Source organism: Emticicia aquatica (genome assembly GCF_923079645.1).
Classification (GTDB): Bacteria; Bacteroidota; Bacteroidia; order Cytophagales; family Spirosomataceae; genus Emticicia; species Emticicia aquatica.
The window spans coordinates 115,503-141,373 of the sequence record NZ_CAKLPY010000003.1; the positions used below are offsets into that span (position 1 = coordinate 115,503).

Sequence of the window (25,871 nt, forward strand, 5' to 3'; positions counted from 1 at the left end):
TTAAAGAATATCAGAAAAACTTAGCTCTGTTATCTTTGATATTAGCATTGTCACGAATTGCTTGGTTAGCCATATACGAAGCACCATATCCACCATTACGTTGGCTAACTTGGTTTTTGTATTGTGTATAATCTGCAATTTCAGGAGCTTTTACAAGATTAGTAGTTTCAACAATAAACACACCATTTTCACCAACGAAAGGCTTTGAACGTTTACCAGTTTGTAAGCTAAATATTTTACCAATAGCAATTGGGTCAATACCTGGAGATGTTAACATTCCTGTAGCGAAGTTGATTCCTGAAGCAGCTTCAACCAATGCACCAGCACCATATTTTTGAGCTATTTGTTCAAGAGTTCCTGAAGCTCCGCCCAATTTTTTCAAGATTTGTTCTGCTTTGACTTCGTTACGAACTTTAGCAGTCAAAGCATCTCTGAAGTCATCAGCTTTTGGACTATCCTTTTCAGTTTCAGCAGTCACAGCTGCAACGATAAAATTATCTCCAATTTCAAATACACGGTCAGAAATTTTTCCAACTTTGGTATCTTTATTAAATGCCCACAAAACAACTTCACGAGCATTTTGGATTGTATTGAAAGTGGTTGCTTCTGGGAAAATTTTATCTGCTTTCAAGATAAATAATTTACCATCTTTTTTCACAGCTGCTTCAAACTCTTCTTTAGAATCACAACTTGCACGCAATGTTTCTGCTTTTTGATAAATTGCATTTCTTGTACTTTCGCTTGCTTGTAGCTCACGGCTAATAGTAGCAATTTTGTATTTTGTGTTCGATTTGCCTTCAGTTACCTTAATAACATGGAAACCAAAATCAGTTTCAACAACATTTGGCATTAAGCCAGGTCCACCGAAATTAAAGATTGCTGATTCGAATGGTTTTACCATCGCTCCATTATTTTTGAAGAAACCTAAGTCTCCGCCTTGTTGTGCCGAACCATCTTGGCTATTTGTACGAGCCAAAGTTGCAAAATCAGCACCTTGTTTTAATTGATTCAAGATGTCCTGAGCTTTTGTACGAGCTGCAGCTTTAACTGAATCAGGAGCAGTTTTGTCTGCACGAATCAAGATATGACTTGCACGAACAGTATAAAGAGAATCAGTAGTGATTCCTTCATATTTATGAATCGAGTAAGTATTGTCTTCTTTGAATGGCCCAATTACCGAACCTTGAATTGCAGTTGCAAGAGCAGCTTTCAATGTTGGAGAGATTTCACTAGCACTACGCTCATAAGGAACACGAGAGTCAGAATTAAGGGCGGCGTAAGCTTTTGCATCTTGTGCAGCAGCTAAACCTTTTGCAAAACCTTTGATATCATCATATAAAGCCGCACTGTCTTCTTTAGTTGGCATTACTTGATACACAACATAGTCGAGTGAACGGCTATCATAGCCTTTGTATTCTTCTTTGTGCTTACTCAAATAATCAGACAATTGGCTATCAGTTACTTTGATAGTTGTGTCGATGATACTTGTGTAAGGAACGTACAAATAACGAGCATCTGCTTTAGTTGCTTGTGCTTCATATTCTCTTTTAGCCTCAGCATTTGTTACAAACGATGATGATGAAAGCAAAGCATTGTATTTTTCTAACAAACGTTGTTGAATGGCTTGTTCTTTGATTTGGTCCCAAGCAGTTTTTTGAGCGGCAGGCAGTTGATTTGCTGCTGCGGCATTGATAAATTCAATATGACGATTACGGTCGTATTGTCCAGTTTGTGGGTCAGTAAATTGTTGTTTAATGATTGGACTAAGGTTTTTAGTACCTTGAATCATTTCACGAAGCTCATCTGCCGTAACTTTCAAACCTAATTTTTCAAATTCTGCTTTGTAAGTAATGTCAAAAATCATTTGCTCCCAAACTTGGCTACGCAATTGTTGAACTTCTTGTTCTTGTAATGCTCTACCTGCTTGTTGCTCATAATTGGCACGAGCAGCGTCCAATTTTACTTGGAATGCTTGATAGTCAATACTTGTACCTGCAATTTCACCGATTTTATTGTCATTACTACTAAATAGGCCGCCTCCTTTACCATTTCCACCGAATAAATCACCTCCGACAATGAATAAAATGAGGGCAACTGCGATAACCGCAACTGCAACACCTGAACGCTCACGAATTTTGTTAATTAAAGCCATTTGTTTTTTTAATTTATTACTGGACTTCTAGGACTGTTTTATTGCTAAATTATTGTTTTGTATTTTTTTTGAAAAATAGAGGTGCAAAAATAAGCAGATTCATATAGATTATCAAGGAAATCCAATTGATATATTATCTATTTTAACAAGTTTTCTGTCAAATGAGGTATTAGTATCTATTGAAGTGCCTAAACTGACCTATAAAATCTTAATAAAAAAGCATTTTAGCACTAAAAAAAAAGCCCACGAATGTACATGGGCCTTACGATTTTATAGAGCTATGTTATACTGCTTAAAAAAAGAGTCAATTTGCTACCAAGAAATCATCGAAAAACTTCAAGAGTTTTTTCTGATAATCTTTAATAACTTTAGTATCGGTTAATTCAATAAACTGACTGTCTCGTTTACTTTTTTCTTGAACTCTCGTTGAAGCATAAAAAAGTGTCTTGTTGTCTTCGTATGGATGTTGAACCATTTTTATGTCGCAATCAACCCGTGTTTCGAGGCTTTTTTTGAAAATACCTTTGGTTTTACGGTCTTTGAATACTTTGGAGACTAAAAAACCTTCGTCGGTATTACGCTCAATAACCAAACCAATACCTTCGTCTAAGATTTTTCTCAAAACCCGTACGCGTACTTGGTCATAAGGCATTGTGTAAACTCTAACAACGTTGGTGTCTTTGACTACTTTATTTCTTTCTTTGTAAACTAATTTTTTGAATTCTTGGAAAAGCTCCATCGAATCGGCAAATGCTGTTTTTAAAGCTGTAATTTCGGCTTCAGCTTTTTGGTTGTACTCAGCATAGGCTTTAGTGATATTGGCTGTTGAATCTCTCGAAGTTTTCAACATTGATTTATAATAGTTAGTAATCCCTTCTTGCGAAATGATTTGATTACTTTGCTTAATCAATAACTGATTCAAGGCATTTATTTCACCAGTTAACCTGCGGTTTCTCAAAATGAGTGCGTCAATACGATTCCCAACTTTGTGGTTTTTTGTGTTTTTTTGAGCAAATACTTGGAAAGAACACAAGTAGATACCTACTAATAGGGTAGTATTGACAAATGACTTAGCTGAAAAGTTTACATGAAACATTTTTAGTGGTTAATTAAAGGTTTTATAATTTGCCTGATTTTTAGCAATCAAGCTTCCTGCAAATTTATTAATAGGCTACAATTTTACAAATTTAGATGATAAAGGGCAAATATTTATCTATTTTTGTGCGTTTTTTATTTAAAAAAAATAACCGTTTATGAAATTTTCTTCTTTTAGTTTTTTAATTGTGGGTTTCTGTTTTATTGCTATTTCTCTTTTTTCATGCCAAGACAATGAAACTGTAGATACTTCTAATATCAAAGTTGATGTCAATATTCAACGATTTGACGAGGCAATGATGCAATTGCAAACGAAAGACCAAATCAAAGAGTTTTTAAAAAACAACACGAAATTTGTTAATCAGTTTTACCAAACAACACCCGAAGATACAGCTTTAATCAATAGAATTGAGCTTATTTGTACAAATCCTGATACAAAAGCTTTTTATGAGGAAACAAAAAAAACGTTCGGAAATCTGGACGAAATTAAGAAACAATTAGAAACCGCCTTCAAACATATCAAATATTATTATCCTGATTTTAAAGAGCCAACAATTATTACGACTTTTACGGCACTCGATTTGGAATTAATGGTTTCCGAAGATTTGATTGTGATTCCTTTGGAAACTTTTCTTGGACCAAAAGCCAAATATCGACCACAATATCCTTCATATCTTTTACAACGGTTTGATAAACCTTACATCGTGCCATCAATTTTAACTATTTTGTCGAATAAATATAACGCAATCGACCCAAAAGACCGAACTTTGATGAGCGATATGGTTTTCTATGGGAAAAGTTATGAATTTACTCGTGCGATGCTTCCCGATGTAGCCGATTCGTTGGTGATTGCCTACGCTGATTCAAATATGACCAAAACCTGGAATTCTCAGGATTTAGTTTGGGCTTATTTTATTGACAATAAACTACTCTATGAAACGAATGACCGAGTAAAAGAAAAATATATTGGCGACCGACCGAAAGTGAATGAAATCGGGAGCGACTGTCCAGGGCGGATTGGTCAATGGCTCGGCTGGCGAATTGTAAGCCGATACCGAACCGAAAATCCTTCAATTTCGTTAATTGATTTAATGAAAAACCCTAATGCCCGTGATATTTTTGAAAAATCGAAATATAAAGGCCAATTAGAAGATTAATAGCATCTAAATAACCGTTGAAGGTAGTAATTATGGCAAAAAGAAGCAGTAGTTTTGGAGCAGGAGTTTCGGAAGAAGACAAAAAGAAAGTTACAAAAGAAGGTTTTAAAAAAGCATTAAAGATTTTTAGGTTCACACTTCCTTATAAAGGTACATTTGCAATAGGTTTTATATTCCTTATTTTATCGCAAATCACTTCAATGAGTATTCCTCTATTAATGGGGCAAATGGTGGGTGCGATTGTTTCTCCTAAAAATACTTCGGGAGTAAATACTTCCGAAATTATGGGAGGAAATATGGCTGTTCAAAAACTCCAAAATCTTTTCAAATCTTCAGAAAGTCTCACACTTAATGAAGTTACTGCTATTTTTATCATTTTATTGTTACTTCAAGCGGTATTTTCGTTTCTTCGTGTTTATACTTTCACGCAGGTTTCTGAAAAATCAATGAGAGATTTGCGAAGTGAACTCTATACAAAAATTATTACGCTTCCTATTTCCTTTTTTGAAAAAAGTCGTGTGGGCGAACTCATGAGTAGAATTACGTCTGACGTAACGCAATTGCAAGATGTGCTGTCGATTACGCTCGCCGAATTGTTTCGTCAGGTTTTTACGCTCGTAGGTGGTGTTTTGCTTATTTCGCTTTTATCAGGAAAGCTGACACTTTTTATGCTTTCTACGTTTCCTTTTTTGGTGGTTGCTGCCATTGTCTTTGGTAGATTTATTCGTAAAAATTCTAAAAAAGTGCAAGACGAATTGGCTCAAACAAATATCATTGTTGAAGAAACTTTGCAATCAATCAATGTCGTGAAAGCATTTACAAACGAACGTCTCGAAGTAAAACGTTACGGATTATCAATTCAAAAAGTTGTCGATTACGCTTTGAAAGCGGCAACGTTTAGAGGTGGTTTTATCTCTTTTATCATTTTGGTTTTGTTTGGTGGTGTTGTTGGTGTTGTTTGGTATGGCGGAAATTTGGTCTTATCAGGCGAATTGGCTTTCAAAGACTTATTTACTTTCATTATTTACACTGGTTTTATTGGTGGTTCGGTTGGTGGTTTGGGTGATATGTACGCTCAAATTCAGAGAACTGTGGGTGCATCGGAAAGAATTTTAGAAATTTTGGATGAAAAATCAGAAGTAAACGTAACAAATACGCTTGATTTTAAGAAAGTTGAAGGAAATATTTCATTTGAAAATGTAGGTTTTGCTTATCCTTCTCGACCTGATATTACGGTTTTGAAAGATATTTCATTGAAAATACAATCTGGCGAAAAAATTGCTATTGTTGGGCATAGTGGTGCAGGAAAATCAACAATTGTTCAATTATTGATGAAGCTTTATCCGCTGAATAAAGGCAAAGTTTTAATTGATAAAGAAGATATTTCAACACAAGATATAACGCAACTCCGAAGTAATATAGCCATTGTGCCGCAAGAAGTAATGCTTTTTGGAGGAACAATTTACGAAAATATAGCTTACGGAAAACCAAATGCAACCGAAACAGATGTTTTTGAAGCAGCCCGAAAAGCAAATGCTTTAGAGTTTATAGAATCATTTCCAGATAAATTTCAAACGATAGTTGGAGAGCGTGGCGTGAAACTTTCAGGTGGACAACGTCAACGAGTCGCCATTGCTCGTGCAATATTGAAAGATCCTTCCATTTTGATTCTTGATGAAGCAACAAGTGCCTTAGATTCGGAATCAGAAAAATTGGTACAAGATGCATTGGATGAATTAATGAAAAACCGTACGACAATTATCATTGCTCACCGTTTGGCCACAATCAGAAATGTAGATAAAATATATGTCTTGAAAGATGGCGAGATCGCCGAATCAGGCAATCACGATGAATTGATTTTAAAAGAGGACGGAATCTATGCAAATTTGGTGAAATTACAGTTTGAAAACGTAAATTTGCTTGTTGAATAATATTGACTGCCTCATCTGAAATTTTAAAGGTATGAATCCTTCAAAAGATACACTTAAAGAATACGATTTACGACACACGGGCTGTCGAGCGGATATTTTACAATCATTCCAAAGTTATAATTATGCCCTTTCTCATGGTGATTTGGAAGAGTTGTTTGGGCAGCGTTTTGACCGTGTAACGATTTATCGTACGCTTAAAACTTTCGTAGAAAAGGGAATTATTCATAAAGTTTTAGATGATGAAGGTGGTACAAAATACGCTTTATGTAAAATATCGGAGTGTAGCCACGAAAATCACCACCATGACCACGTTCATTTTAAATGTTTAGCTTGTGGCAACACAACTTGCATCGAAAGTGTACATATTCCAATAATTAGCCTGCCTGAAGGGTATAAAAGAACCGAAGTAAATATGCTGGTTCAAGGTATTTGCCCGAATTGTCCTGCGAAATAATCTTTCAAAAAATCATATTCATGCCATTTTGTTGAAATTCTCTGCAAAATGGCTACTTTTTCAATTCTACTTTCGTTCTTAGATGTCACAAAAAACTAAAATATACATCGCACTCGGACTCGTTTATGTGGTTTGGGGTTCTACTTTTTTAGGAGTAAAATATGCCATCAACGTACTGCCGCCGATGTTAGTTTCTTGTACCCGTTTTCTGATTGGAGGCTCATTACTTTTTATTTTTACGCTTCTTAAAGGCGAAGGTTTGACATCAATGAAGGAGACCCGAAATGCAGCGTTTATTGGTGTGCTTTTAAGTGGTGTAGGAAATTGCGTAGTGGCCTATGCCTTACAATTTATGCCTTCGGGTTTGGTTGCTTTATTGGTAGCAACGTTGCCAGCTTGGATGATTTTACTAGATTTTCTGTTGTTTAGTAATCAAAAACCCACCATCATTGGTTCAATTGGCTTAGTTTTAGGCCTTGTTGGAATGGCTTTTTTGCTGAATCCTTCACACCAAATCAACCAGCGTGAAGTAGCGTTATTTCCTGCTCTTTTGGTATTTGGCGGCTCAATTGCTTGGGCTTTTGGTTCGTTAAAATCTCCATATTTGGTATTACCCAAACCGCTACAATCGACGGCTATTCAGATGACAGTTGGTGGTTGTTTTTCACTCATAATGAGCCTTCTTTTTGAGCAAAATCAATTACATGCTTTGCAAAGTATGAGGCAAGAAACTTACTTAGCCATGTTTTATTTGATAACGGTTGGCTCGTATGTGGGTTATACGGCTTATGTTTGGCTCATAAATAATGCACCACCACAATTGACTGCAACGTACGCTTATGTAAATCCAGTTGTGGCGATTTTTCTTGGTTGGATTTTTCTCAATGAACGTCTAACACCTCGTTCGATGGTGGCTTCCGCAATCATTTTGGCGGGAGTAATAATGATGACATTAGGGCGAAAAAGAAAACAAAAAGAAGTGTTTTTTGAATAAAATACTTACTCTTTCTCTAGTTTTACTTCAAAAAGCTCTTTTGAACGGAAAAAAATGATGGTTGCAAAAACCAAAGTCATTACGCCTCCAAATAATACTGAAGGTACTGCCCCAAAAAACTTAGCAGCCAGACCCGATTCAAAAGCTCCAAGTTCGTTTGAACAACTCACAAAAATACCATTTACACCACTTACACGCCCTCGCATTTCGTCGGGTGGAAGTACTTGCAAGATTGTTTGGCGAACAATTACGCTAATGCTATCAAATGCTCCAGTCAGAAATAATGCAGCAACTGATAACCAAAAATTAGTAGAAATTGCGAAAATTAAAGTTGCAATTCCGAAGCCTGTTACACCAATAAGCATGTTTCTCCATGCTTTTCGAGTAGGAGGGAAATATGCTGTTCCGAGCATTGTCAATACTGCACCTATGCCTGGAGCGGCTCTCAAAATACCTAGGCCTTCTGCTCCTACGTGCAGAATATCTTTGGCAAAAACAGGTAAAATAGCAATTACGCCACCAAAAAGAACCGAGAACATATCAAGCAAAATTGCATAAAATAGGATTCTGTTTTTTCGAACAAAATCGATTCCTTCTTTCAAACTTTGGAAAATATTTTGATGCGTTTCAGATTTTTGAATCGGTTTTTTGCCAATCAAACTAACTAAAACAAAAGCGATTCCCAACAAAACTAAAACTAAAATAAGCGTATTCGTAAGGCCTAACCAACTATATAAAAAACCCGCCGAAGCTGGTCCAAGAATCATTCCAGATTGCCAAAACTGACTACTCCACGAAGCTGAGTTTGGATAATGTTCGGCTGGTACTAAAAAAGGTTTGAGTGAAGACCAAGATGGCCCGTAAAAACCTCTTGCCAAACCCAAAATAAAAACGGTTAAGTAAATAACAAACTTGATTTTTGGAATGTCAATCGCTTGGTTATCAGATGGATAAGTGACCCAAAGTAATAAAAATGAGCATAAAACAATGATTCCATAACACACTTGGATGATTCTTTTTTTGTCTCGACGGTCAGCAAAATACCCACCAAAAAGAGCCAATGAAATATATGGAACTGCTTCAAAAAGCCCGATTAAACCTAATGAAAGAGGGTCATGTGTAATTTCATAAAGATAAAAACTGACAACAACTTCTTGCACTAAAATGGCAACCGTAAACAAAAATTGTGCGGTAATGAAATATCTAAATTCAGGAAAACGTAGGGCTGCGTATGGGTCTTTGCTTTGTTTCATTGGATAGTTTTGCGGGAATGACGTGAAAATACCCACTTTTTTGTTATTTCTAAAAACAACAGTTTATAACTAATTTGTAGTTCCTACTTTCTACAAAATTAAGAATTTCAGTTAACTTTGGGCAACAAACAAACCAATAATATGAAATTGCTTAAACTCATTGCGTTTTTCTTTTATACTTTACTTCTATTTAGTGCTTGTGGACAGGCTCAAAATTCTGCTTTTACCCGAGACGATTCATTGCGTGGAAGCATTACTCCCGAGCGAATTTGGTGGGATTTGAAATATTATGAACTGCGAGTAAATGTCAAACCCGCTGAAAAAGCTATTTCGGGAAATACATCTGTTTTTTATGAAGTTTTGAAACCTTACCAAACGATTCAAATAGACCTGCAACCACCATTAAAAATAGAAAAAGTTATGCAGGATGGACAAGAACTTTCTTTCAAACAAGATGGCAAAAACGCCTATATGATTTCGCTCAAAAAAGAACAAATCAAAGGAAATAACGAATCAATTGTGGTGTTTTATTCTGGAAAACCGATTATCGCCAAGCGTCCACCTTGGGACGGTGGATTTCAATGGGTAAAAGATAAATCTGGAAATGATTTTGTGGCAACTTCTTGTCAAGGTTTGGGTGCAAGTGCTTGGTGGTCGTGTAAAGACCATATGTACGATGAGTGTGATAGTATGTTGGTGAGCGTTACTGTACCGAAAAATTTGACAGATATTTCAAATGGAAGATTAAGGAAAGTAACTGAAAATCAAGATGGGACAAAAACCTTCGATTGGTTTGTGAAAAACCCTATTAATAACTACGGAATCAATGTAAATGCTGGAAATTATGTGCATTTTGATGAGGTTTTTGAAGGTGAAAAAGGTAAACTAACCATGGATTATTACGTTTTGCCAGAAAATCTTGATAAAGCAAAAGAGCAGTTTAAGCAAGCAAGTATGATGATGAAGGCTTTTGAACATTGGTTTGGCCCATATCCATTTTATGAAGACGGCTATAAGTTGGTTGAAGTACCATATTTAGGAATGGAACACCAAAGCTCAGTAACGTATGGAAATGGCTACAAAAATGGTTATCTCGGACGAGATTTATCAGGTACGGGCTGGGGTTTAAAATGGGATTTTATCATTATTCACGAGTCAGGGCATGAATGGTTTGCCAATAATATTACTTATAAAGACATGGCTGATATGTGGATTCATGAAAGTTTTACTAACTATTCGGAAAGCCTTTTTACAGAATATTACTTTGGCAAAAAAGCAGCATCAGAATATGTGATTGGCACGCGTAAAGGAATTCGTAATGATATTCCGATTATTGGCACTTATGATGTAAACAAAAGTGGCTCTGGTGATATGTATCCGAAGGGTGGAAATATGCTCCATACAATTCGTCAGATTAAAAATGATGATGAAGGTTGGCGACAAATTTTACGAGGATTGAATAAAACTTTTTATCACCAAACTGTTACGACAAAACAAATTGAAGACTATTTGTCCAAAAATGTTAAACGAGATTTAAGTAAAGTTTTTGACCAATATTTGAGAAACACAAATATTCCAGTTTTGGAATATTCGGTAGAAAAAAATAAAATAAGTTATCGTTGGAGCAACTGCGTTGATGGTTTCGATATGCCAATAAAAGTTTCGGTTGATGGCGGAAAAGAGGAGTTTATTTATCCAACTACTTCGTGGAAAACTTTGAAAGGAAAGTCTGAGCTAAAAATTGATGAGAACTTTTATGTTACTTCAAAATCTTTAACTAAATGATTTTATATGAAAAATGGTCAAATAATTGTTTTTATAAAAAAGTTTTGGGTTTCAATTTTGCTATTTTTAGCTATTATTTCGCTCCCATATTATAATCCAGAACTATTTTCAAACAAAACTCGAACCGTAGCTTGGGTTGCAGGAATTTTATTTGCTTCTCCTTTGCTTATTTTGCCGATTTATATACATTTTTTTAGAAAATCAGAAGAAGAAAGGCAATAATTATCTAATAACCGCTGCTTTTCCAACAAAACTTTCAGAACCATCTTCGGCGATGCAAAAAACTAGATAAATTCCTGATGTGGCACGGTTTCCTTGCGAATTTTGCAAATCCCAAGAAGCTGTGCCTCCATTCGATTTTGATTCATGAATAAGCCTTCCACCAGTATCAGTAATCTTAATAGTGGTATTTTCCATCAGTCCAGAAATAGTTATAACTCCTTGAAAATCAGGTCGAACAGGATTTGGGAATATTTTTATTGAACTCAAGTTTTCACTTGCTTCGGTGGCATCATTTCGGTAAGATAGTAGCCCATTTTGTGTCAAAATAAAAACTTCTCCCGAATTTGAGTCAATGGCTAAATCAATAATATTCTTTGATGGGAGCGGACTATTTTCTTCCGTAAAGTTTAAAATTTGTTCATCAGCCGATGGCGAAAAAAGGTTCAAACTATTTTGCGTAGCAATCCATTTTCTGTTGCCACCATCAACTACTATTTTATTGACAACTTCTTGTAAAAGCAACCGACGAGATTGATAAAAAGGAGTGTAGGGCTTGATGCTAGTTGTAAAAATATCCTTTGAAGTTACAATTACAGCAACGCCATTATTTGTGCCAACCCAAAGGAGATTGTCGTGGTCTAATGCTATAGTATTGACATAAATACTTGGCAAATCAATCCCTGATGAATAATAGCGAGTGCGATTCGTGGCATCATCAGTTACTTTTAATATTTGTCCATTAAGCTGCCAGCGATACCCATATTGGTCAATAATATCATTTGTACTTGTTGGCAGCGTGTTTAGATTAAGCGTATTCCATTCGTTTTTTTCAAATACATTTCCCTCAATACCTACCGCATATAATTTTTGATTTTGATAGAAAATATCAAAAATATCACTTTTAACGCTATTTGGTTGATAACTCTTAAAACTACCCGAAAAATTGCTAACTAAACCGTTTATGCCATCGGCAATCCAGATGTGTCCATCTGTGTCAGTTTCAATTTCATTTGGATATTTTATTAAATTATCTTTTGGAAATGTTTTGATTTTAAATAGCTGATTATCAGTTATTTGTTTCCAATTTCCATAAAACTGCAAATTGATATTTGATGCAAACTTTGTTCCTAAAATTCCATCAGAAGTATTCACAAAAAGGCTGTCACGAGCAAAAACCATTTGTTTAATGGCTACTTTTTTACCGTCTTTGCCTATATTTTGGTAAGTTTCTTTGATTTCGTTTTTTTTAATATCCAAAACCACTAAACCAAAATCTGCCGCTAAATAGGCGAAATCGCCTTGAAATTCTATTTGATTGATAAATTTACTATCTTGAATCGCATCCGTTCGCTTGATAAAATCAATGTTTTGTATTTTTTCAGGAATGCCATTTTGGGCAATATTTATAATATCTAAATTGCCAGTTTGATAAGCAACCAAAAGCGTTTTAAATTCAGCATTATATCTGATTTGTGCAATATTTGTTTCGCTAAGGTTATCAAGTTTTGATAATGTAATGGCTTGATTATTAGTCTTATCAAAATAATAAAAACCGTTTTTAGAAAAGCAATAGACAAGGTTTTGTACAATTTCTAGACCTTTGGCATCACTGTAATCAGCGTGTGTTCGCCAAGTATGAGTAGGGATTTGAGCCGAAGTTTCAAAAAAAATAACGAATGAAATTACAAAATAAAAAGAGCCTTGTTTAAATAAAACCAAGGCATTTTGGATAAATAACCACGAATGGTTTTTATTGGTTTTCTTCATTCACAACACTTTCAATGATATATCTTGGGCGAGCTTTTACTTCTTCGTATATTTTACCGACATATTCTCCAATTAAGCCAATTGCAATCATATTTGACCCACTAAAAAACGTCATCGGTAATACAATCGATGTCCAACCTTGAACTGTAAATCCAAATAATTTACATACTAGCACCCAAACCGTAATGCCCATTGCAAAAACAAAATTGAAAATTCCAAACCAAAGTACGAGTTTCATCGGAACAGTCGAAAAAGAAGTAATGCCATTCCAAGCAAAAATTAGCATTTTTCTAAGAGGATATTTTGATTCGCCTGCTTCTCTTTCCAGTCTTTTATAATAAACTTTATCACTTTGAAAACCAATCATAGGGATAATTCCTCGAATAAATAAATTGGTTTCACCGAAGTTTGAAAACTCATTAAGTACTTGATTATCAATTAGTCTAAAGTCAGCGTGGTTATAAACCGTTGGTACGCCCATTCGTTGCATTAACTTATAGAATGTTTCAGCAGTAAATCGTTTAAAGAATGAGTCGCTCGTTCTATCGTTTCTTACACCGTAAACAATTTTTGAACCTTCTTGGTATTTTTCCAACATTCCATCAATGGCACGTAAGTCATCTTGAAGGTCAGCGTCAATTGAAATATAGCAATCAAAAAGATTTTTATTGTGTAATAATCCAGCCACTAACGCCGCTTGATGCCCAAAATTTCTCGACAATTTTAAGCCAATCACATTTTTATCTTGTTCACAAATACTGTTTATTATTGACCAAGTGGCATCACGACTTCCGTCATTTACAAAGCAGATTTTACTATCAGAAGTGATAGCTTTTCGTTCTTTTAACTCAGAAAAATACAAGGATAAAGTTGTATATGTTTTCTGAAGAATTTCTTGCTCATTGTAACACGGAACAACCAAAAGTAGTTTAAACATTAAATTTTTCTATTTATTTCAGCAAAGTTACTCAAACTTAGTTCTTACATCAAGAAAAAACCAGTTCCATTAGTACGGGTTGTCATTGGGTGTAAAAATCCGATAATGGCAATTATCAAAAGAACTATTTTGAGTTCTTTTGAGGTAAGATATTTTTGAGCAATAAAGAGTGAAAGGAAAATCATAATCAATCCATAAGAACCACTTCTAGTTGAATCAAAAGTAGTTAATGAACCAACGAGCATAGCCAATAATGCTCCTAAAATTGCCAAAAGTCGTAACCAATCTTTAGCTACTGAAAGACATAAAAAAGTGAACAAAATCAATATCCACCAGCCTTCAAACACCCATAAAAATTTTAAACCAAATACAGGCCAACTTCCGCCAAACATTTCAGCAAATTCGCCTGGTTTTGTAGTATCGTGCATACCTAATTGGTCAACTAAGTAAAATTTACGAATGACTCCATAGGTAGTCCAAGCAGCTATTATTGCGAGCATTTGCAAATTTATTTGAATCTTAAAACGTTTATTTTCTTGCCATTGTGGTACAAACCACCACCATAAAAACACCATTCCTGAGCCAACACCTGCTCGTTCGTCTCCCCAAAAAGCTAAAGAAAGAAAAAGGAATATTAGTATTGGGTTTCGATAATAAATGGCTAAAAATAAGCAGAAATAGCAAAAGAAATCGCCATAACTGGCAATATCTATAAAAAAAGAAGCCCCAATATATGTCGTAACAATACCTAATAAACCATAAAAAATACTGAGTTTATCAATAATAATTCGTTCGAGAAAATTGATAAGCATGTATAAAAACAAAATGCCCAATATTAATTGCAAACCATAAAGAACAATACTTACATGTTTAATATGAAAAACTTTAACAACAATGGGCATTGTTAATCTAAAAGTTCGGTTGTTCATACCCGTAAATTCTGGGTAAGTCCAATCATAAGTAAGGTTTGAAGCCCTGTCTTCAATGGTTTGGTAAAGGAAATATTCCCTTTTTTCTTTTACTGCATCATAATAATCTTTGAAATGTCGAAGTGGTGAAAAATTATTAAAAAAAGAGAGGAGCATAATGCCAACTGCTACAATCACCGATTTAGTTTTCCAGTTAGGACTTGATAAAAACAAGGCAATTTTTGATTCGAAGCGAGAGTAAATATTTTCTAAAAACGACATCTAAGATAATTATGAATAGTATATTATAAATGACAGGCAGATAGCCTAAGGAGACTATGCCATAGTGGATTATATAGACATTAGTTTTTAAACATCTATTCAACTACAAAGATGCCTATTTATTCGATAAAAATCAATTTTTCGATACCAATAGACCAAATACAAAAAAAGCCTAAGATTAAATCTTAGGCTGGTAATTCTTTGAATAGTTGAAGATTTGCTCAATCGCCCGGTCTGACGGGGAGAGTTGAATTGTGTCTAGGCCTGACTTTAGGTCGGCACAATCAAGATAGAATTCAAGCAATTCTTTGTCATAAAGAAGAGCTTCTTCTATAAAAGAGTTTTCTTGGTTTGATGTTTCATTATACAAATAACGAATCACATCATTCTGCGTGCTGGTAAAGGTTTGTGTCATAAGCATACGCTGATTTTCCCATCATTTTTCTAAGATTGATGAGAGCATAACGCATTCTCCCTAAGGCCGTGTTGATACTCACGCCAGTTGCATCGGCTATTTCTTGGAACGACATGTCATCATAATGACGCATCACCAAAACCTCACGCTGCTGGTCAGGTAATCTTTTGATTAAATCACGCAAGTGTTCGTGAGATTCACGCTTGATTTGCATCGATTCTATTGAATCTTCGGCAAATTCGAGTGTGTTAAACACATTACTTCCGTCTTCAAACACCACGGTTGGGTAGCGTTTCTCTCTACGGAAATAGTCTATCGCAAGGTTATGAGCTATTCGCAACACCCAAGGTAAAAATTTACCCTCCTCGTTGTATTTACCATCACGCAAAACTTCTACAGCTTTGATGAAAGTATCCTGTAGCAAATCTTCTGCTACATATTGGTCTTTTACAACAAGGTAAATCGTGGTATAAACTTTTGATTTGTAACGCTGAACAAGCGTAGCAAACGCCTTTTCGTTGCCGCGGATATACAATGAAACAAGCTCACTGTCGTTAACTTGGATTTTTCCCATTTCTGTATTTCAATTTAGTTAACGTAGAGCTTTATGCCATATTGTATATTTGGGGTTAATTTTATGAAGAATATTAATTTGATGCCGAAAGATATGTATAAATTATGATTCGTGTCAAGTGTTTGATTCAAAAAAAATAGTTAATGGTTTGTTAATTTTCCAAATGATATTTCGTTTTGACCATTTTATGCAAAATATAACTCAAAAATAGTACCAATCATTTTGTACAATTTTGAAATTGTAAATAACTGATATTCAGATATTTAAAGTAGTATAACAAAACATTGTTTTTTTTCGGTATCATTTTTGCACCATATATAAAGTGGAATAAAATAATTTTAAAAAAATGCTAGACTTTATACGAAAATTTCATTTAAAAATGAATAAACTTTCTCACTATATCCTTGAAAATACTAATCAAGTTAATCGCAATACTGATTGGCTTAATCAAACAAAATCAAGTTTGAGCATGAAACTATGCAAGGTGATAATTGTATTTTTCTTAGTTTTGACGGCTTCGCAGTCTTTCGCACAAAGAGACGAAATCACGACTCAAGCAGGGGAAAAGATTCGTTGTAGAATTTTGGACGAAACGCCCAATCGCTTTATTTATGCATATCTTTCTCCAACAGGAAAAGTTTTGAGAAATGAAATTTTCAAGAATTTAGTTTCTGATTTTAAATATAATATTTATCCAAGCGATATTGTTACGAAAGGAAATAAATTGCCAGAAGGTATCGGAGAAGCAAGAGAGGAAAATTCGGCTTCTACACAACGAGTTGATACTCGCAAAAGCGATTCATCAAAATCGAAGGAAGAAGCCAAAAAATCAAGTAAAAAGAATGAAATAAAAGCAAAGCCTGACGAAAATGTAGCGGCTAATGAATCTTCATCTAAAAAAACAGAACCAAGCAATGATGTTGATAAAAAAAACAAAAAAAGTCAAGAAAAGAAATCGACTCCACAAAAAGAGAAAGTAGCTGAACAAAAAAATGAAAAGAAAGTCAAAGAAGAGGAAGCCGAAATGCCATTATCAACCAAAAAAACAGATAATGAATTTAGTAACTATTTGAAATGGCGGATTGGTGGAAGAGGTGGTTTTGGCAATATGTTAGCAAAGATTCCTATCGAAAATGACTACTCTTTATATAAAGAAAAATTGCTAAGAGGATTTACTTGGGGAGCTGATGCGGCATACTTCTTTACCGACCACATTGGTTTGGGAATGATGTTTAATAATTTTAAATCACAGAATAAAGCAGAAAACATTGACTATAACAACGAAATTTTGAATGTGGTTGTCAAAGGAAATGTTACGAATAAGCGTTCAACAAAATTTGTTGGCCCAGTTTTGTATTATAGAAAAAATATTGATTTTAAAACAATGGTTGTTTTGGGGGTTTCGCCAGGTGTTTATTTTTATAATGACAAAGGTACTTATGATGATGCCAGTTATACTTTTAAAGGGATGGATTTTGGGGCGTCAGCAACATTAGGGATTGATTTTTTACTAGGAAATGATATAACTGGTCGAGATATTATTTTGAGCTTAGAAACAGGCTATAGTTATGGTAAAATGCGAGCTTTAGATTTTGGTGCAGGTGGGGGTGCTATAAACTTGGCAACTCCGATTGATCTGAGTCGTCTTGATTTTACAATCGGTTTACGTTTTACTCGTTATCCACGATATTTTAGGTAATTTTATTGAATAATGAGGTATGAGTTTATTATACCTCATTATTCAAAACCTTACCCAAAGTTTGGGTCTTCATTTCAGTTTCTTGCCATTCTTTTTCAGCATCAGAATCAGCCGTGATGCCACAACCTGCATAAAGCGTTGCAACATTATTTTGCAATTTCATGGTTCGAAGATTAACAAAAATATGTGATTCAGTTAATCCATCAGCAGATGGGGTATTTACAGGCCCCAGAAAACCACTATAAAATTCACGATTATAGCCTTCATTGGCCAAAATAAAATCAGTAGCAGGTATTTTTGGCATTCCACAAACTGCCGATGTTGGATGCAGCAAATCCAGCATAACAGTGGCCAATTGTGGAAAATTTATATCCATTGTATTGATGATAATATCGGTTCGTAAGTGCATCAAATTGCCTGCAATGATAGTTTTAGGCCCCTCTTCCTCAAATTCTCTGACCCTGATTTTTTTCAAGCAATTAATAATATATCTGGTTACAAACGATTGTTCTTCAATCTCTTTTTGTCGCCATAAGGCCTCCGAAGGTTTTATCAAGTTTCCTTCACAGTCAAACGCCGATTGCGTACCTGCAAGTGCCATTGTACGGAAAATACCTTTTGAGTCTTGACTTACCAATGTTTCTGGGGAAGCACCCATCCAAACAACGCCTAAATGTGGTAGAGAAACTACAGAAACAAAAGCAGCAGGATATGTTTTACACAATTTATCGAAAACCGAAACTACATCGAAATCTGAAGATAAAATAACGTGTTTTGTGCGAGAAAGAACAACTTTTTGAAATAATCCAGATTCAATTTGATTAATTCCATTTGAAACCAAACGTATAAAATCTTCTTTTTGGGTTTCATGCGTTGTGGTTTTGAGATTTTCTTGAGGAATCGAAATAGAATGATTACCTAAATCGTTCATTAATTCAAGAAATTGAGGATTAATTGATGTCGGCGAAATAATCTCTTCTAAACGCTCGTCTGTTTCGGTTTCTTTGAAAAGGTAATGTAAATCAGCTTTCAAAAAAAATGTTTCAGTACCATCTGGATTAACAAAAGGAGAAAAGGCAAAACCCGACCCAATTTCTTCAAAATCTATTTTTGTTTTTTTCGGAATTTCATTGAATGAAGATAAAAAATGCTTGTCGCTTTGTCGAGGTAAACGCCACATTACGCTTGGATAAGCCAACTTTTTGCTTGCATTCCACAGGTTTTGGCGAGAACGGAGTGTCGCCCATTTATTTTTTTCAAGAAATGATGTTGTCATTATTAAATGCGGAAATCCGCTCAATCAATTGTCAATAGACGTTGGTCAATTTGACCAATAAGTCTGTTTTAAGTAAACAAATTTTAAAAGAAAATATTCCGAAAAATAGCAGAAGTTTTTTGGAATATTGATATTCGTATGTTTTTTGCTCTAAATAATGCAAAACTAAAATTTTATCAATGAAAAAAGTACTTTATCTATTAGTTATATTGTCATTTTCGTCGTTTGCTGCAAACATCGAAGGCATACAATTTACTGAAGGCTCATGGGCACAAATACTTGATAAAGCACAAAAACAAGATAAACTTATTTTTATTGATATTTACACAACTTGGTGTGGCCCTTGCAAAGTGATGTCAGAAAAAGTTTTTACCGACTCAAGAGTTGGTGAAAAATTCAATGAAAAATTCATGAATTTTAAAATTGATGCCGAAAAAGGTGAAGGAATTGAGTTAGCAAAAAAATATGCAATTACGGCTTATCCAACTTATTTGTTTGTCAATGGTAGCGGAGAATTGGTTTATCGAATGATTGGTGCAATACCTATTGACAAATTTTTGAATGAAGCTGAAAAAGCTCTTACTGCTGGAAAAAGCTATAAATCTTCCGAAAATTTAGAAAAAGATTTTAATGCAGGTAGAAGAGATGCCGATTTTTTGTATGAGTACATGAAGCGAAAAAACTTGAATGGTGGCGAAAATGCCTCTTTGTTAGATGAATATCTAAAAGTGATTCCAGCGTCTTTGTATAAAACTGAAAAAGTCCTTTTATTGATTTCGGAAAATATTGGAACGGTTGATTCTAAGGCCTTTGAGATTTTGCAAGAGGCTTTAGATAGATACCTAAATATGACTGCTCAACAACAAAAATATGTGTTGAGTGGACTTTCAAAAGCGAAAAGAAATACCTTTAAAAAAGCCATTGATAGCCGTGATAAAGCCATGTTGGAACGACTAATAGATGCTGTGAGAGCAACGTCATATAGTGCAACTGGATTTGAGGCCGAAGAAAAGCAATTTCGATTGGAATTTGCAAAAATCACAAGAGATGGCGAGAATTTTAAGAAAATTGCAACAAGAGAATGTGCTAAGTTAATGGCAAAAACTATGAATGATTTAGTTGCCGAAACCCAACAAAATATTATAAAATTTAAAGAAAGTGCAAGGCTAAAAAAACTAGATGAATCAACGCCACAGTTTCAAATGATTCTGGATAATTTGGTTGATAATGCTCAAAAAACTACATCTTTTCTCCTCAACGAATATGCTTGGGGATATGTTCAAATGATTTCAAATCAAAAAGATTTAGAACAAGCTTTAATTTGGTCTGAAAGAGCCATTTCGTTGGCAGAAACACCTGCAAATTTGGATACTTACGCCAATTTACTCATCAAGTTAGGTCGAAAAAAAGAGGCAATAAAAGCAGAGAAAAAGGCTATTAAATTAGGTAAGAAAGAAGGCGGAGATGTAAAAGACTTGCAACAAACCTTGAAAGAGATAAGAAACAGCAATAATTAGCAATTGATTTTAAGCTTTTTCAATGAAATTCTTCATAAAGGTTTAAGCCTATTGAAAAAGGGCAAGAAATTTGTAATTGATATAGCTAAACAATAGCAGATTTAATGAAGAAAATAGTTTTAACCATGAGTGTAATATCACTCATCGTATTTGTGTATGCCTGTGGTAGAGGAAATATTAGCCAATTGAGTTTTGTAAAGAATAGTGATAAAACGATGGAGCAAATGATTGCCGAAGCAAAACGGCAGCGAAAAGTATTGTTTGTGGATGTCTATACCACGTGGTGCGGGCCTTGCAAGTGGATGGATGAACATACGTTTAAAGATAGCCGAGTGACAGAGAAATTCAATAAAACGTTTCTAAATTTTAAAGTTGATGGCGAGTCGTTTGATGGTGTAAATGTTGGCATTAATTATAGAATAGATTCATTTCCTACATATTTATTTATTAGTCCAGAAGGAAAAGTATTGCACCGAATTGAAGGTACTATGCCACCAGAAATGCTTATTCAAGAAGCGGATTTTGTGATAAAGAGAAATCAAAGCGAAAAGCATTAATTTTGATAAATGATTAAAAATACTCACATTTATTAGCGATTTTTTTAATTTTTTCAAAAAGAATGCGTAAAAACCCCTAGTGAATAACGTATTTTCCCGCTATGCTTTAATGTTCTGCCGTCGTACATTTGTGTTCACAGCCGTGAAACATGATTTAACCTTTTGTATCCAAAATAACTTTGCTTTAATTTACTTATAAGGATTGTAGCCGTAGAAAACATATAGAAAACTTGTCTTTTAAACTTTCTAAAATAAAAATACTTTTTGGTTAAAACCGTTACAAAATTAAAAATTTAATTACTAAATTCAGACAATTTACGCCAGTCATGAATAACTAAAAAAGCCCGATTCTCATTATGAAAATCGGGCTTAATTTTTTAGACAAAGCAACTTATAATTTTGTTAATATAGTTTTGAATACTTCTTTGTAAGTGCCTGTTTTATATTGTTCAAAAGGTTCTTTTTTATTATAATCTCCCCCTAAATACGTCACGATTTGGTGAAAAGCTTTGGCATCCAAATAACCTGGTAATGGTTGAATCATGTTGTATTGAGCATCTAAAAAAACGGTTGTCGGATAACTCATTTTTCCTTGAAGCAAAGCCAATGCTGCTTGATTTGCCCCACTTTTTTCATCAAAAATGTATTTTGTGTTCCCAATAACAATATCTTGTTTCGACTCGGCATCAAGTTTTACCATGTAGAAGTTTTTATTGAGATAATCAATTACTTCGGGGTTTGTGTAGGTTTCTTTATCCATTACTTTACACCATCCGCACCATGCAGTATAAACATCAATTATTGTTTTGCGAGGTTCCTTTTGGGTACGATTGTAAGCTTCTTGAATTGTTAGCCACTCAACTTCTTTTTTTTTCGTTGATGAAGCAGTGTGTTGAGCAAAAATGAAATTACTAACACATATAAACATCAAAAAAAAGTATATTTTCTTCATTATTGTAGTTTTTTTAGATAAAAACGGTCTTATTATAAGTTTTAGTATATTTTATACAAATACTATACCGAATTGTGGTTAAACCTCAAAGGGGGTATTTTGCAGATATAAATAGACCAATAGTTGATAAATGTACCTGTCCAAATCCAACTTTTGAAATGGGCATTTTAAAAAACGGCTCAGCTTGTAAACTTAATTTACCGAATATCTGACGTTCGTAACCCATCGAAAAATTCATAGTTCCTAAGTAATAAGGGCCTGTTTTACCCTCCCAATTTTTCCATTTTATTTTGGGGTCTGCTGGATTTTCATAGTTATAAACATACTGTTCTTTTAGCATAAAATAACTAGTCATTCCCGAACTTACAAACCATCGACTGTTAGGTTTTTGAGTAATATCGTATCTAATATTTAATGGCACATCCAACATTTTGCAAGTAGCGTTGATGTCAACTAATGCAGGAGGATTTGGCCAATTGTAAGGCCACTCATACGATTCTGGATAAGAATCATAGTACTTCATCGAGCGAATAACACCTGTTTGAACACTAAAATGGTTGTTAAATCGGTATTCAATGAGAGCGGCCCAATTACTGCCAAGTTTTGTGATTTCATCGGTAGTGATTAAACTCAAATCTGGTGAAATAGCCAAACGGAAATATAAACCTTTTTTAAACGCAGTACTTTGACTTTTCGGAATAATGATTGCATCAACTTTTTCTTCAAAAGTAATCTGTGGTAAATTAAAATTTGATTGAATAAGCAAATGCTTTGGTGAAAGTAGTGAAAGGTCTTTTAATGCTAAACGAATGTCTTTTTGCTCAGTATTTGAAGTAAACAATACATCTTTCTGAGTATTTACGTTATTTATATTTGCAGATGTTTGTGCTATATCATTGTCTTTTTCAAAAACATGAGTCTGTTTTGAGTCAATTTTTGAATATATATCGCTTGATTTTTGTGTTTTATTTTGCTTCTCAGAGAATGAACTCAAACGCAACTCAGAAGAGTTTCGTTTTTCCAAAACCTGAATTTTTGAGGATTGTGAATTATTTTTAGACAGAACTTTTTCTGCTGATTTGTTACGCTTATTAGTAGTTATATTTTTACCAGCATTGATATTCTGATCATCAAAATCAGTTTCTTTGACGGTATTTTTGATTGAGTTTTTTTCTTCTAAAAGAATCTCTTTTGTTGTAGATACGATGGGTTTATCGGAAATATTTACTGCACTGATTTTTTGTATTTTTTCATTAGCTAATATTGTATTTCTTTCGTTGTTTTCTTTGGTTTTTAAATTATCTGTATCAACTTTATCTGTATCTACATACTTTTGTCTAGGTGATTCAATTGGCGTTTTTTTAATGTTTTGGTTCACATTGCTTTGCATCTCATTTGATTGCCTTGATGAAGGTTGATAAAAATAATATCCTCCAATCAAAAGTAATAGACCAATCAAAAGCGATAAACCTTGTCTAAGTCGAGAACTTACTGCTCGACTACTTGACTGGGGCAATGCCGCATCAAGCTTTTGGCTCATTTTTGTCCATGAATCAGCATTAAAGTCTAGTTCAAATTCTTCAGCCGAATTTCTGAAAAGATTGTCTAACTCATCATCTGATAAATCATGTTGGTTTATATTCATTAACTTAAAAAAGTGATTATATTTCTTTAAAGTCTGGATTCGATATTGACCTTTCTTCTTTCAAAATCATTTTTCTTAGGGCTTCTCTTGCTCTGGAAAGATTTGATTTTGACGTTCCAACTGATATTCCGAGTTGTACACCTATTTCCTCATGTGAAAATCCATCAATAACAAACAAATTAAAGACCATTTTATAGCCTGATGGTAATTTTTGAATTAATTCAATAAGTTCTTCGTGATTGAGTTGGCTTAGCGGACTGCTATCAACAGAAGAAACATTATATGCTTCTTCAATGTTTTCGTGGAAATAATGTTTTTGCTGACTCCGATAAAAATCTAATGCAGTATTGACAATAATACGCCTAAACCAAGCCTTAAAGGGGTATTTAGAATCATACTGGTCGCCTTTTGTAAAAACTTTCAAAAAACCATCATTTACAACTTCCAAAGCCTCTTCTCGGTTTTGAGTGTAACGCATGCACACGCCCATAGCAAACCCATAGAACTGTCGATAGAGTTTTTCTTGACTCTTACGGTCTCCTTTAATACTCTTATAGAGTAATTCTTCCGGACTTTCTGTTGGCTGATTGTTCGCCATTTAGTATTGTACGTAAATTTTTTTTAAATGGTTGCGTTTATTGATAATTTTACTCCAAGATTAGAAAAAAAAGTGGCAAAAAGCAAGTTGTCTTTGTCAAGAATATTTTTCTCAGTCTGTGATAAGTAATAACATTTTATCAAAACGACTTATTGTATTATGACGGAATATATCGACTTAGTGCTGCGAGCTGTTGCAGTTTATGGGTTTATAATTATCGCAATTAGGCTTTTCGGAAAAAAAGAATTGTCACAATTATCAGTAGTTGATTTAGTATTTATTTTGCTAATTAGTAATTCAGTGCAGAATGCAATGGTCGGTCCAAATACCTCACTTGTTGGTGGAATGGTTGCCGCAAGTGCCTTGTTTATTGTGAATTATATTCTTAAAAAGCTTATTTATAATTTTCAACCAATTGGTAAATGGATACAAGGTGAGCCAATTACACTTATTTATGACGGCGTTGCGAATAAGAGAAATTTAGAAAAAGCAGGTTTTTCGATGCAAGAATTGGCAGCCGCTATTCGAGAACACGGTGTTGATAGTATTGAAAAAGTTGATTTAGCCATGCTTGAAGTCGATGGAAATATCAGTGTATTATCTGAAAATTTTAAGACCAAAACCCGAAAAAAAAGAATTCGTAAACCGTTAGGTAATTATCAATGATATATTTTTCAAGCTATTTTTTGGAAACTTTGTTCAGCAGAAAATAGCTAATTTGTTACATAAACATTGTCTGTATTTCTTCTTTCAAAAATTTTAATGCTTCCATTGTAGGTTGCTGATTTTCAGAAATTACTTTCTCAAAGATTTTTTTAGAAAGATTGATAGATGCCGAATTTGAGTCAATTTCGGTGGCAGATGTATTAACTAATGCCACCACATCATTCATCGCTTTGCGAATTTTTTCCCATGCTTCATGCGACATATAGACTTGCTGTGAAAGATTATGATTGAATTCTTCTCTAATTTCTTGAAGTATAAGTCTCTGATAGTCAATTGCTTGAATATCCATATTGTTAATTCTTATGAGCAGATTATTAGGAGTGATACGTTCTAAAAATAAGGTCATTCGTTCGTAAGCTTGTAGGCGAATTGGTGTGACAAGTTCGGTATTTTTTTGTTTTACTTCAAGTTGTTTTTGCTCAAACTGTTTTTCTAAAAAGGTTTGTACAGTTAAGTACATTCCGTATAAAACTGCTGCTGAAGGAATAAGGATTTTCAGTAATTCGGTTATTGATTGCATCATTGACTTTGTTTTTGTACTATGAGTGCTACAAAAGTAAGCAAGCAACTTGTGGTTCAAAAACCTACGGAGCTTTTTTATGAGTATATTTGTAGAAAATTATAAATATGGTAAGTCTTTCGGAAGTTGCACGTAATGAAATTTTAAAATCTTTAAATTCGTCCCAAATTCCTGCGGGCTACGCTCTTCGTGTAGGTTTGAAAGGCGGGGCTTGCTCGGCAACCTACCTTTTGGGGCTTGATAAGGCAACTGAACACGACGAACTTTATGACATCGAAGGTGTTAATGTTTTGATTGATAAGCGACATTTAATGTATTTGATTGGTGTTCGGATTGATTATGCCGAAACAGAATCAGGAATGGGATTTACGATTCAAAAACAATAAAGTGGATAATCTGTTTTTGGCATGGTTTTCGATTAAACAGTTGGGTATTACTTATTAAATCGAATCATT

The 25,871-nt window shown here is 34.2% G+C and carries 24 protein-coding genes; 11 read left to right on the plus strand and 13 right to left on the minus strand.

Translation table 11 applies throughout. The features are described from left to right. Nucleotides 1-10 precede the first annotated feature (10 nt). Nucleotides 11-2,152 carry a peptidylprolyl isomerase gene (locus tag MJQ71_RS17210; protein ID WP_238808015.1) on the minus strand — a complete coding sequence of 714 codons (2,142 nt, stop codon included), beginning with the start codon at nucleotides 2,150-2,152 and terminating at the stop codon, nucleotides 11-13. A 304-nt stretch (nucleotides 2,153-2,456) separates the two neighbouring features. Beyond that, complete coding sequence (locus MJQ71_RS17215) at nucleotides 2,457-3,248, minus strand: hypothetical protein (RefSeq protein WP_238808017.1); 792 nt, start codon at nucleotides 3,246-3,248, stop codon at nucleotides 2,457-2,459. 157 nt (nucleotides 3,249-3,405) lie between these two features. Between MJQ71_RS17215 and gldB the strand changes: the two genes are divergently transcribed. The 4 genes from gldB to MJQ71_RS17235 all read left to right on the plus strand — a co-directional run bounded on the left by gldB (nucleotide 3,406) and on the right by MJQ71_RS17235 (nucleotide 7,783). Then, the gene (gene gldB, locus MJQ71_RS17220; RefSeq protein ID WP_238808019.1) at nucleotides 3,406-4,404 is read left to right on the plus strand and encodes a gliding motility lipoprotein GldB; all 999 of its coding nucleotides are present in this window, start codon (nucleotides 3,406-3,408) and stop codon (nucleotides 4,402-4,404) included. Nucleotides 4,405-4,436: 32 nt separating this feature from the next. Then, on the plus strand, nucleotides 4,437-6,335 hold the full coding sequence (locus MJQ71_RS17225; RefSeq protein ID WP_238808020.1) for an ABC transporter ATP-binding protein: 1,899 nt from the start codon (nucleotides 4,437-4,439) through the stop codon (nucleotides 6,333-6,335). A 31-nt stretch (nucleotides 6,336-6,366) separates the two neighbouring features. Then, the gene (locus MJQ71_RS17230; protein WP_238808021.1) at nucleotides 6,367-6,789 is read left to right on the plus strand and encodes a Fur family transcriptional regulator; all 423 of its coding nucleotides are present in this window, start codon (nucleotides 6,367-6,369) and stop codon (nucleotides 6,787-6,789) included. 82 nt (nucleotides 6,790-6,871) lie between these two features. Then, entirely contained in the window at nucleotides 6,872-7,783 is a 912-nt protein-coding gene (locus tag MJQ71_RS17235; protein WP_238808022.1) for an EamA family transporter, read from the plus strand. A gap of 5 nt (nucleotides 7,784-7,788) precedes the next feature. Here MJQ71_RS17235 and MJQ71_RS17240 read toward each other — a convergent pair whose 3' ends face one another. Next, nucleotides 7,789-9,036, minus strand: a complete 1,248-nt coding sequence (locus MJQ71_RS17240; protein WP_238808023.1) for an MFS transporter — start codon at nucleotides 9,034-9,036, stop codon at nucleotides 7,789-7,791. 141 nt (nucleotides 9,037-9,177) lie between these two features. Between MJQ71_RS17240 and MJQ71_RS17245 the strand changes: the two genes are divergently transcribed. Together MJQ71_RS17245 and MJQ71_RS17250 are read left to right on the plus strand one after the other, a co-directional pair. After that, nucleotides 9,178-10,821 carry a M1 family metallopeptidase gene (locus tag MJQ71_RS17245; RefSeq protein ID WP_238808024.1) on the plus strand — a complete coding sequence of 548 codons (1,644 nt, stop codon included), beginning with the start codon at nucleotides 9,178-9,180 and terminating at the stop codon, nucleotides 10,819-10,821. 6 nt (nucleotides 10,822-10,827) lie between these two features. Beyond that, on the plus strand, nucleotides 10,828-11,043 hold the full coding sequence (locus tag MJQ71_RS17250) for a hypothetical protein (RefSeq protein ID WP_238808026.1): 216 nt from the start codon (nucleotides 10,828-10,830) through the stop codon (nucleotides 11,041-11,043). On the opposite strand, the gene MJQ71_RS17255 is transcribed toward MJQ71_RS17250, so the two are convergent. From MJQ71_RS17255 to MJQ71_RS17275, 5 genes are all read right to left on the minus strand, one after another. Next, entirely contained in the window at nucleotides 11,044-12,810 is a 1,767-nt protein-coding gene (locus MJQ71_RS17255) for a PorZ beta-propeller-like domain-containing protein (protein ID WP_238808028.1), read from the minus strand. Further along, the gene (locus MJQ71_RS17260; RefSeq protein WP_238808030.1) at nucleotides 12,794-13,747 is read right to left on the minus strand and encodes a glycosyltransferase family 2 protein; all 954 of its coding nucleotides are present in this window, start codon (nucleotides 13,745-13,747) and stop codon (nucleotides 12,794-12,796) included. The genes MJQ71_RS17255 and MJQ71_RS17260 overlap by 17 nt, the downstream gene beginning before the upstream one ends. Before the next feature lie 44 nt (nucleotides 13,748-13,791). Then, nucleotides 13,792-14,937: a hypothetical protein gene (locus MJQ71_RS17265; protein ID WP_238808031.1), complete on the minus strand. Its 1,146-nt coding sequence runs from the start codon at nucleotides 14,935-14,937 to the stop codon at nucleotides 13,792-13,794. 178 nt (nucleotides 14,938-15,115) lie between these two features. Then, nucleotides 15,116-15,352, minus strand: coding sequence for a hypothetical protein (locus tag MJQ71_RS17270; RefSeq protein ID WP_238808032.1), 237 nt, complete (start codon nucleotides 15,350-15,352; stop codon nucleotides 15,116-15,118). Beyond that, complete coding sequence (locus MJQ71_RS17275; protein ID WP_188766864.1) at nucleotides 15,321-15,926, minus strand: RNA polymerase sigma factor; 606 nt, start codon at nucleotides 15,924-15,926, stop codon at nucleotides 15,321-15,323. Before MJQ71_RS17275 ends, MJQ71_RS17270 begins: the two co-directional genes overlap by 32 nt. A gap of 379 nt (nucleotides 15,927-16,305) precedes the next feature. Here MJQ71_RS17275 and MJQ71_RS17280 point away from each other — a divergent pair, with 379 nt between their 5' ends. Further along, nucleotides 16,306-17,625 (plus strand): porin family protein, encoded by a 1,320-nt coding sequence (locus tag MJQ71_RS17280; RefSeq protein WP_238808033.1) that lies wholly within the window; start codon nucleotides 16,306-16,308, stop codon nucleotides 17,623-17,625. Between the two features lie 28 nt (nucleotides 17,626-17,653). Here the strand turns inward: MJQ71_RS17280 and MJQ71_RS17285 are convergent, their stop codons facing one another. Continuing rightward, on the minus strand, nucleotides 17,654-18,901 hold the full coding sequence (locus MJQ71_RS17285; protein WP_238808034.1) for a chorismate-binding protein: 1,248 nt from the start codon (nucleotides 18,899-18,901) through the stop codon (nucleotides 17,654-17,656). Between the two features lie 179 nt (nucleotides 18,902-19,080). On the opposite strand from MJQ71_RS17285, the gene MJQ71_RS17290 reads away from it, so the two are divergent. Beyond that, complete coding sequence (locus tag MJQ71_RS17290; protein ID WP_238808035.1) at nucleotides 19,081-20,418, plus strand: thioredoxin family protein; 1,338 nt, start codon at nucleotides 19,081-19,083, stop codon at nucleotides 20,416-20,418. Nucleotides 20,419-20,522: 104 nt separating this feature from the next. After that, complete coding sequence (locus tag MJQ71_RS17295; protein WP_238808036.1) at nucleotides 20,523-20,975, plus strand: thioredoxin family protein; 453 nt, start codon at nucleotides 20,523-20,525, stop codon at nucleotides 20,973-20,975. Nucleotides 20,976-21,366: 391 nt separating this feature from the next. On the opposite strand, the gene MJQ71_RS17300 is transcribed toward MJQ71_RS17295, so the two are convergent. The 3 genes from MJQ71_RS17300 to MJQ71_RS17310 form a co-directional block, all read right to left on the minus strand. Continuing rightward, the gene (locus tag MJQ71_RS17300; protein WP_238808038.1) at nucleotides 21,367-21,927 is read right to left on the minus strand and encodes a thioredoxin family protein; all 561 of its coding nucleotides are present in this window, start codon (nucleotides 21,925-21,927) and stop codon (nucleotides 21,367-21,369) included. 85 nt (nucleotides 21,928-22,012) lie between these two features. Continuing rightward, complete coding sequence (locus MJQ71_RS17305; protein WP_238808040.1) at nucleotides 22,013-23,572, minus strand: porin family protein; 1,560 nt, start codon at nucleotides 23,570-23,572, stop codon at nucleotides 22,013-22,015. Between the two features lie 16 nt (nucleotides 23,573-23,588). Further along, a complete protein-coding gene (locus MJQ71_RS17310) occupies nucleotides 23,589-24,170 on the minus strand; it encodes an RNA polymerase sigma factor (RefSeq protein ID WP_238808043.1) in 582 nt (193 codons plus the stop codon). Nucleotides 24,171-24,329: 159 nt separating this feature from the next. On the opposite strand from MJQ71_RS17310, the gene MJQ71_RS17315 reads away from it, so the two are divergent. Beyond that, on the plus strand, nucleotides 24,330-24,836 hold the full coding sequence (locus MJQ71_RS17315; RefSeq protein WP_238808045.1) for a DUF421 domain-containing protein: 507 nt from the start codon (nucleotides 24,330-24,332) through the stop codon (nucleotides 24,834-24,836). Nucleotides 24,837-24,891: 55 nt separating this feature from the next. Here the strand turns inward: MJQ71_RS17315 and MJQ71_RS17320 are convergent, their stop codons facing one another. Beyond that, complete coding sequence (locus tag MJQ71_RS17320) at nucleotides 24,892-25,419, minus strand: DUF7935 family protein (RefSeq protein ID WP_310587541.1); 528 nt, start codon at nucleotides 25,417-25,419, stop codon at nucleotides 24,892-24,894. 104 nt (nucleotides 25,420-25,523) lie between these two features. Between MJQ71_RS17320 and MJQ71_RS17325 the strand changes: the two genes are divergently transcribed. Beyond that, complete coding sequence (locus tag MJQ71_RS17325) at nucleotides 25,524-25,802, plus strand: HesB/IscA family protein (RefSeq protein ID WP_238808047.1); 279 nt, start codon at nucleotides 25,524-25,526, stop codon at nucleotides 25,800-25,802. The last annotated feature ends 69 nt before the right edge of the window (nucleotides 25,803-25,871 follow it).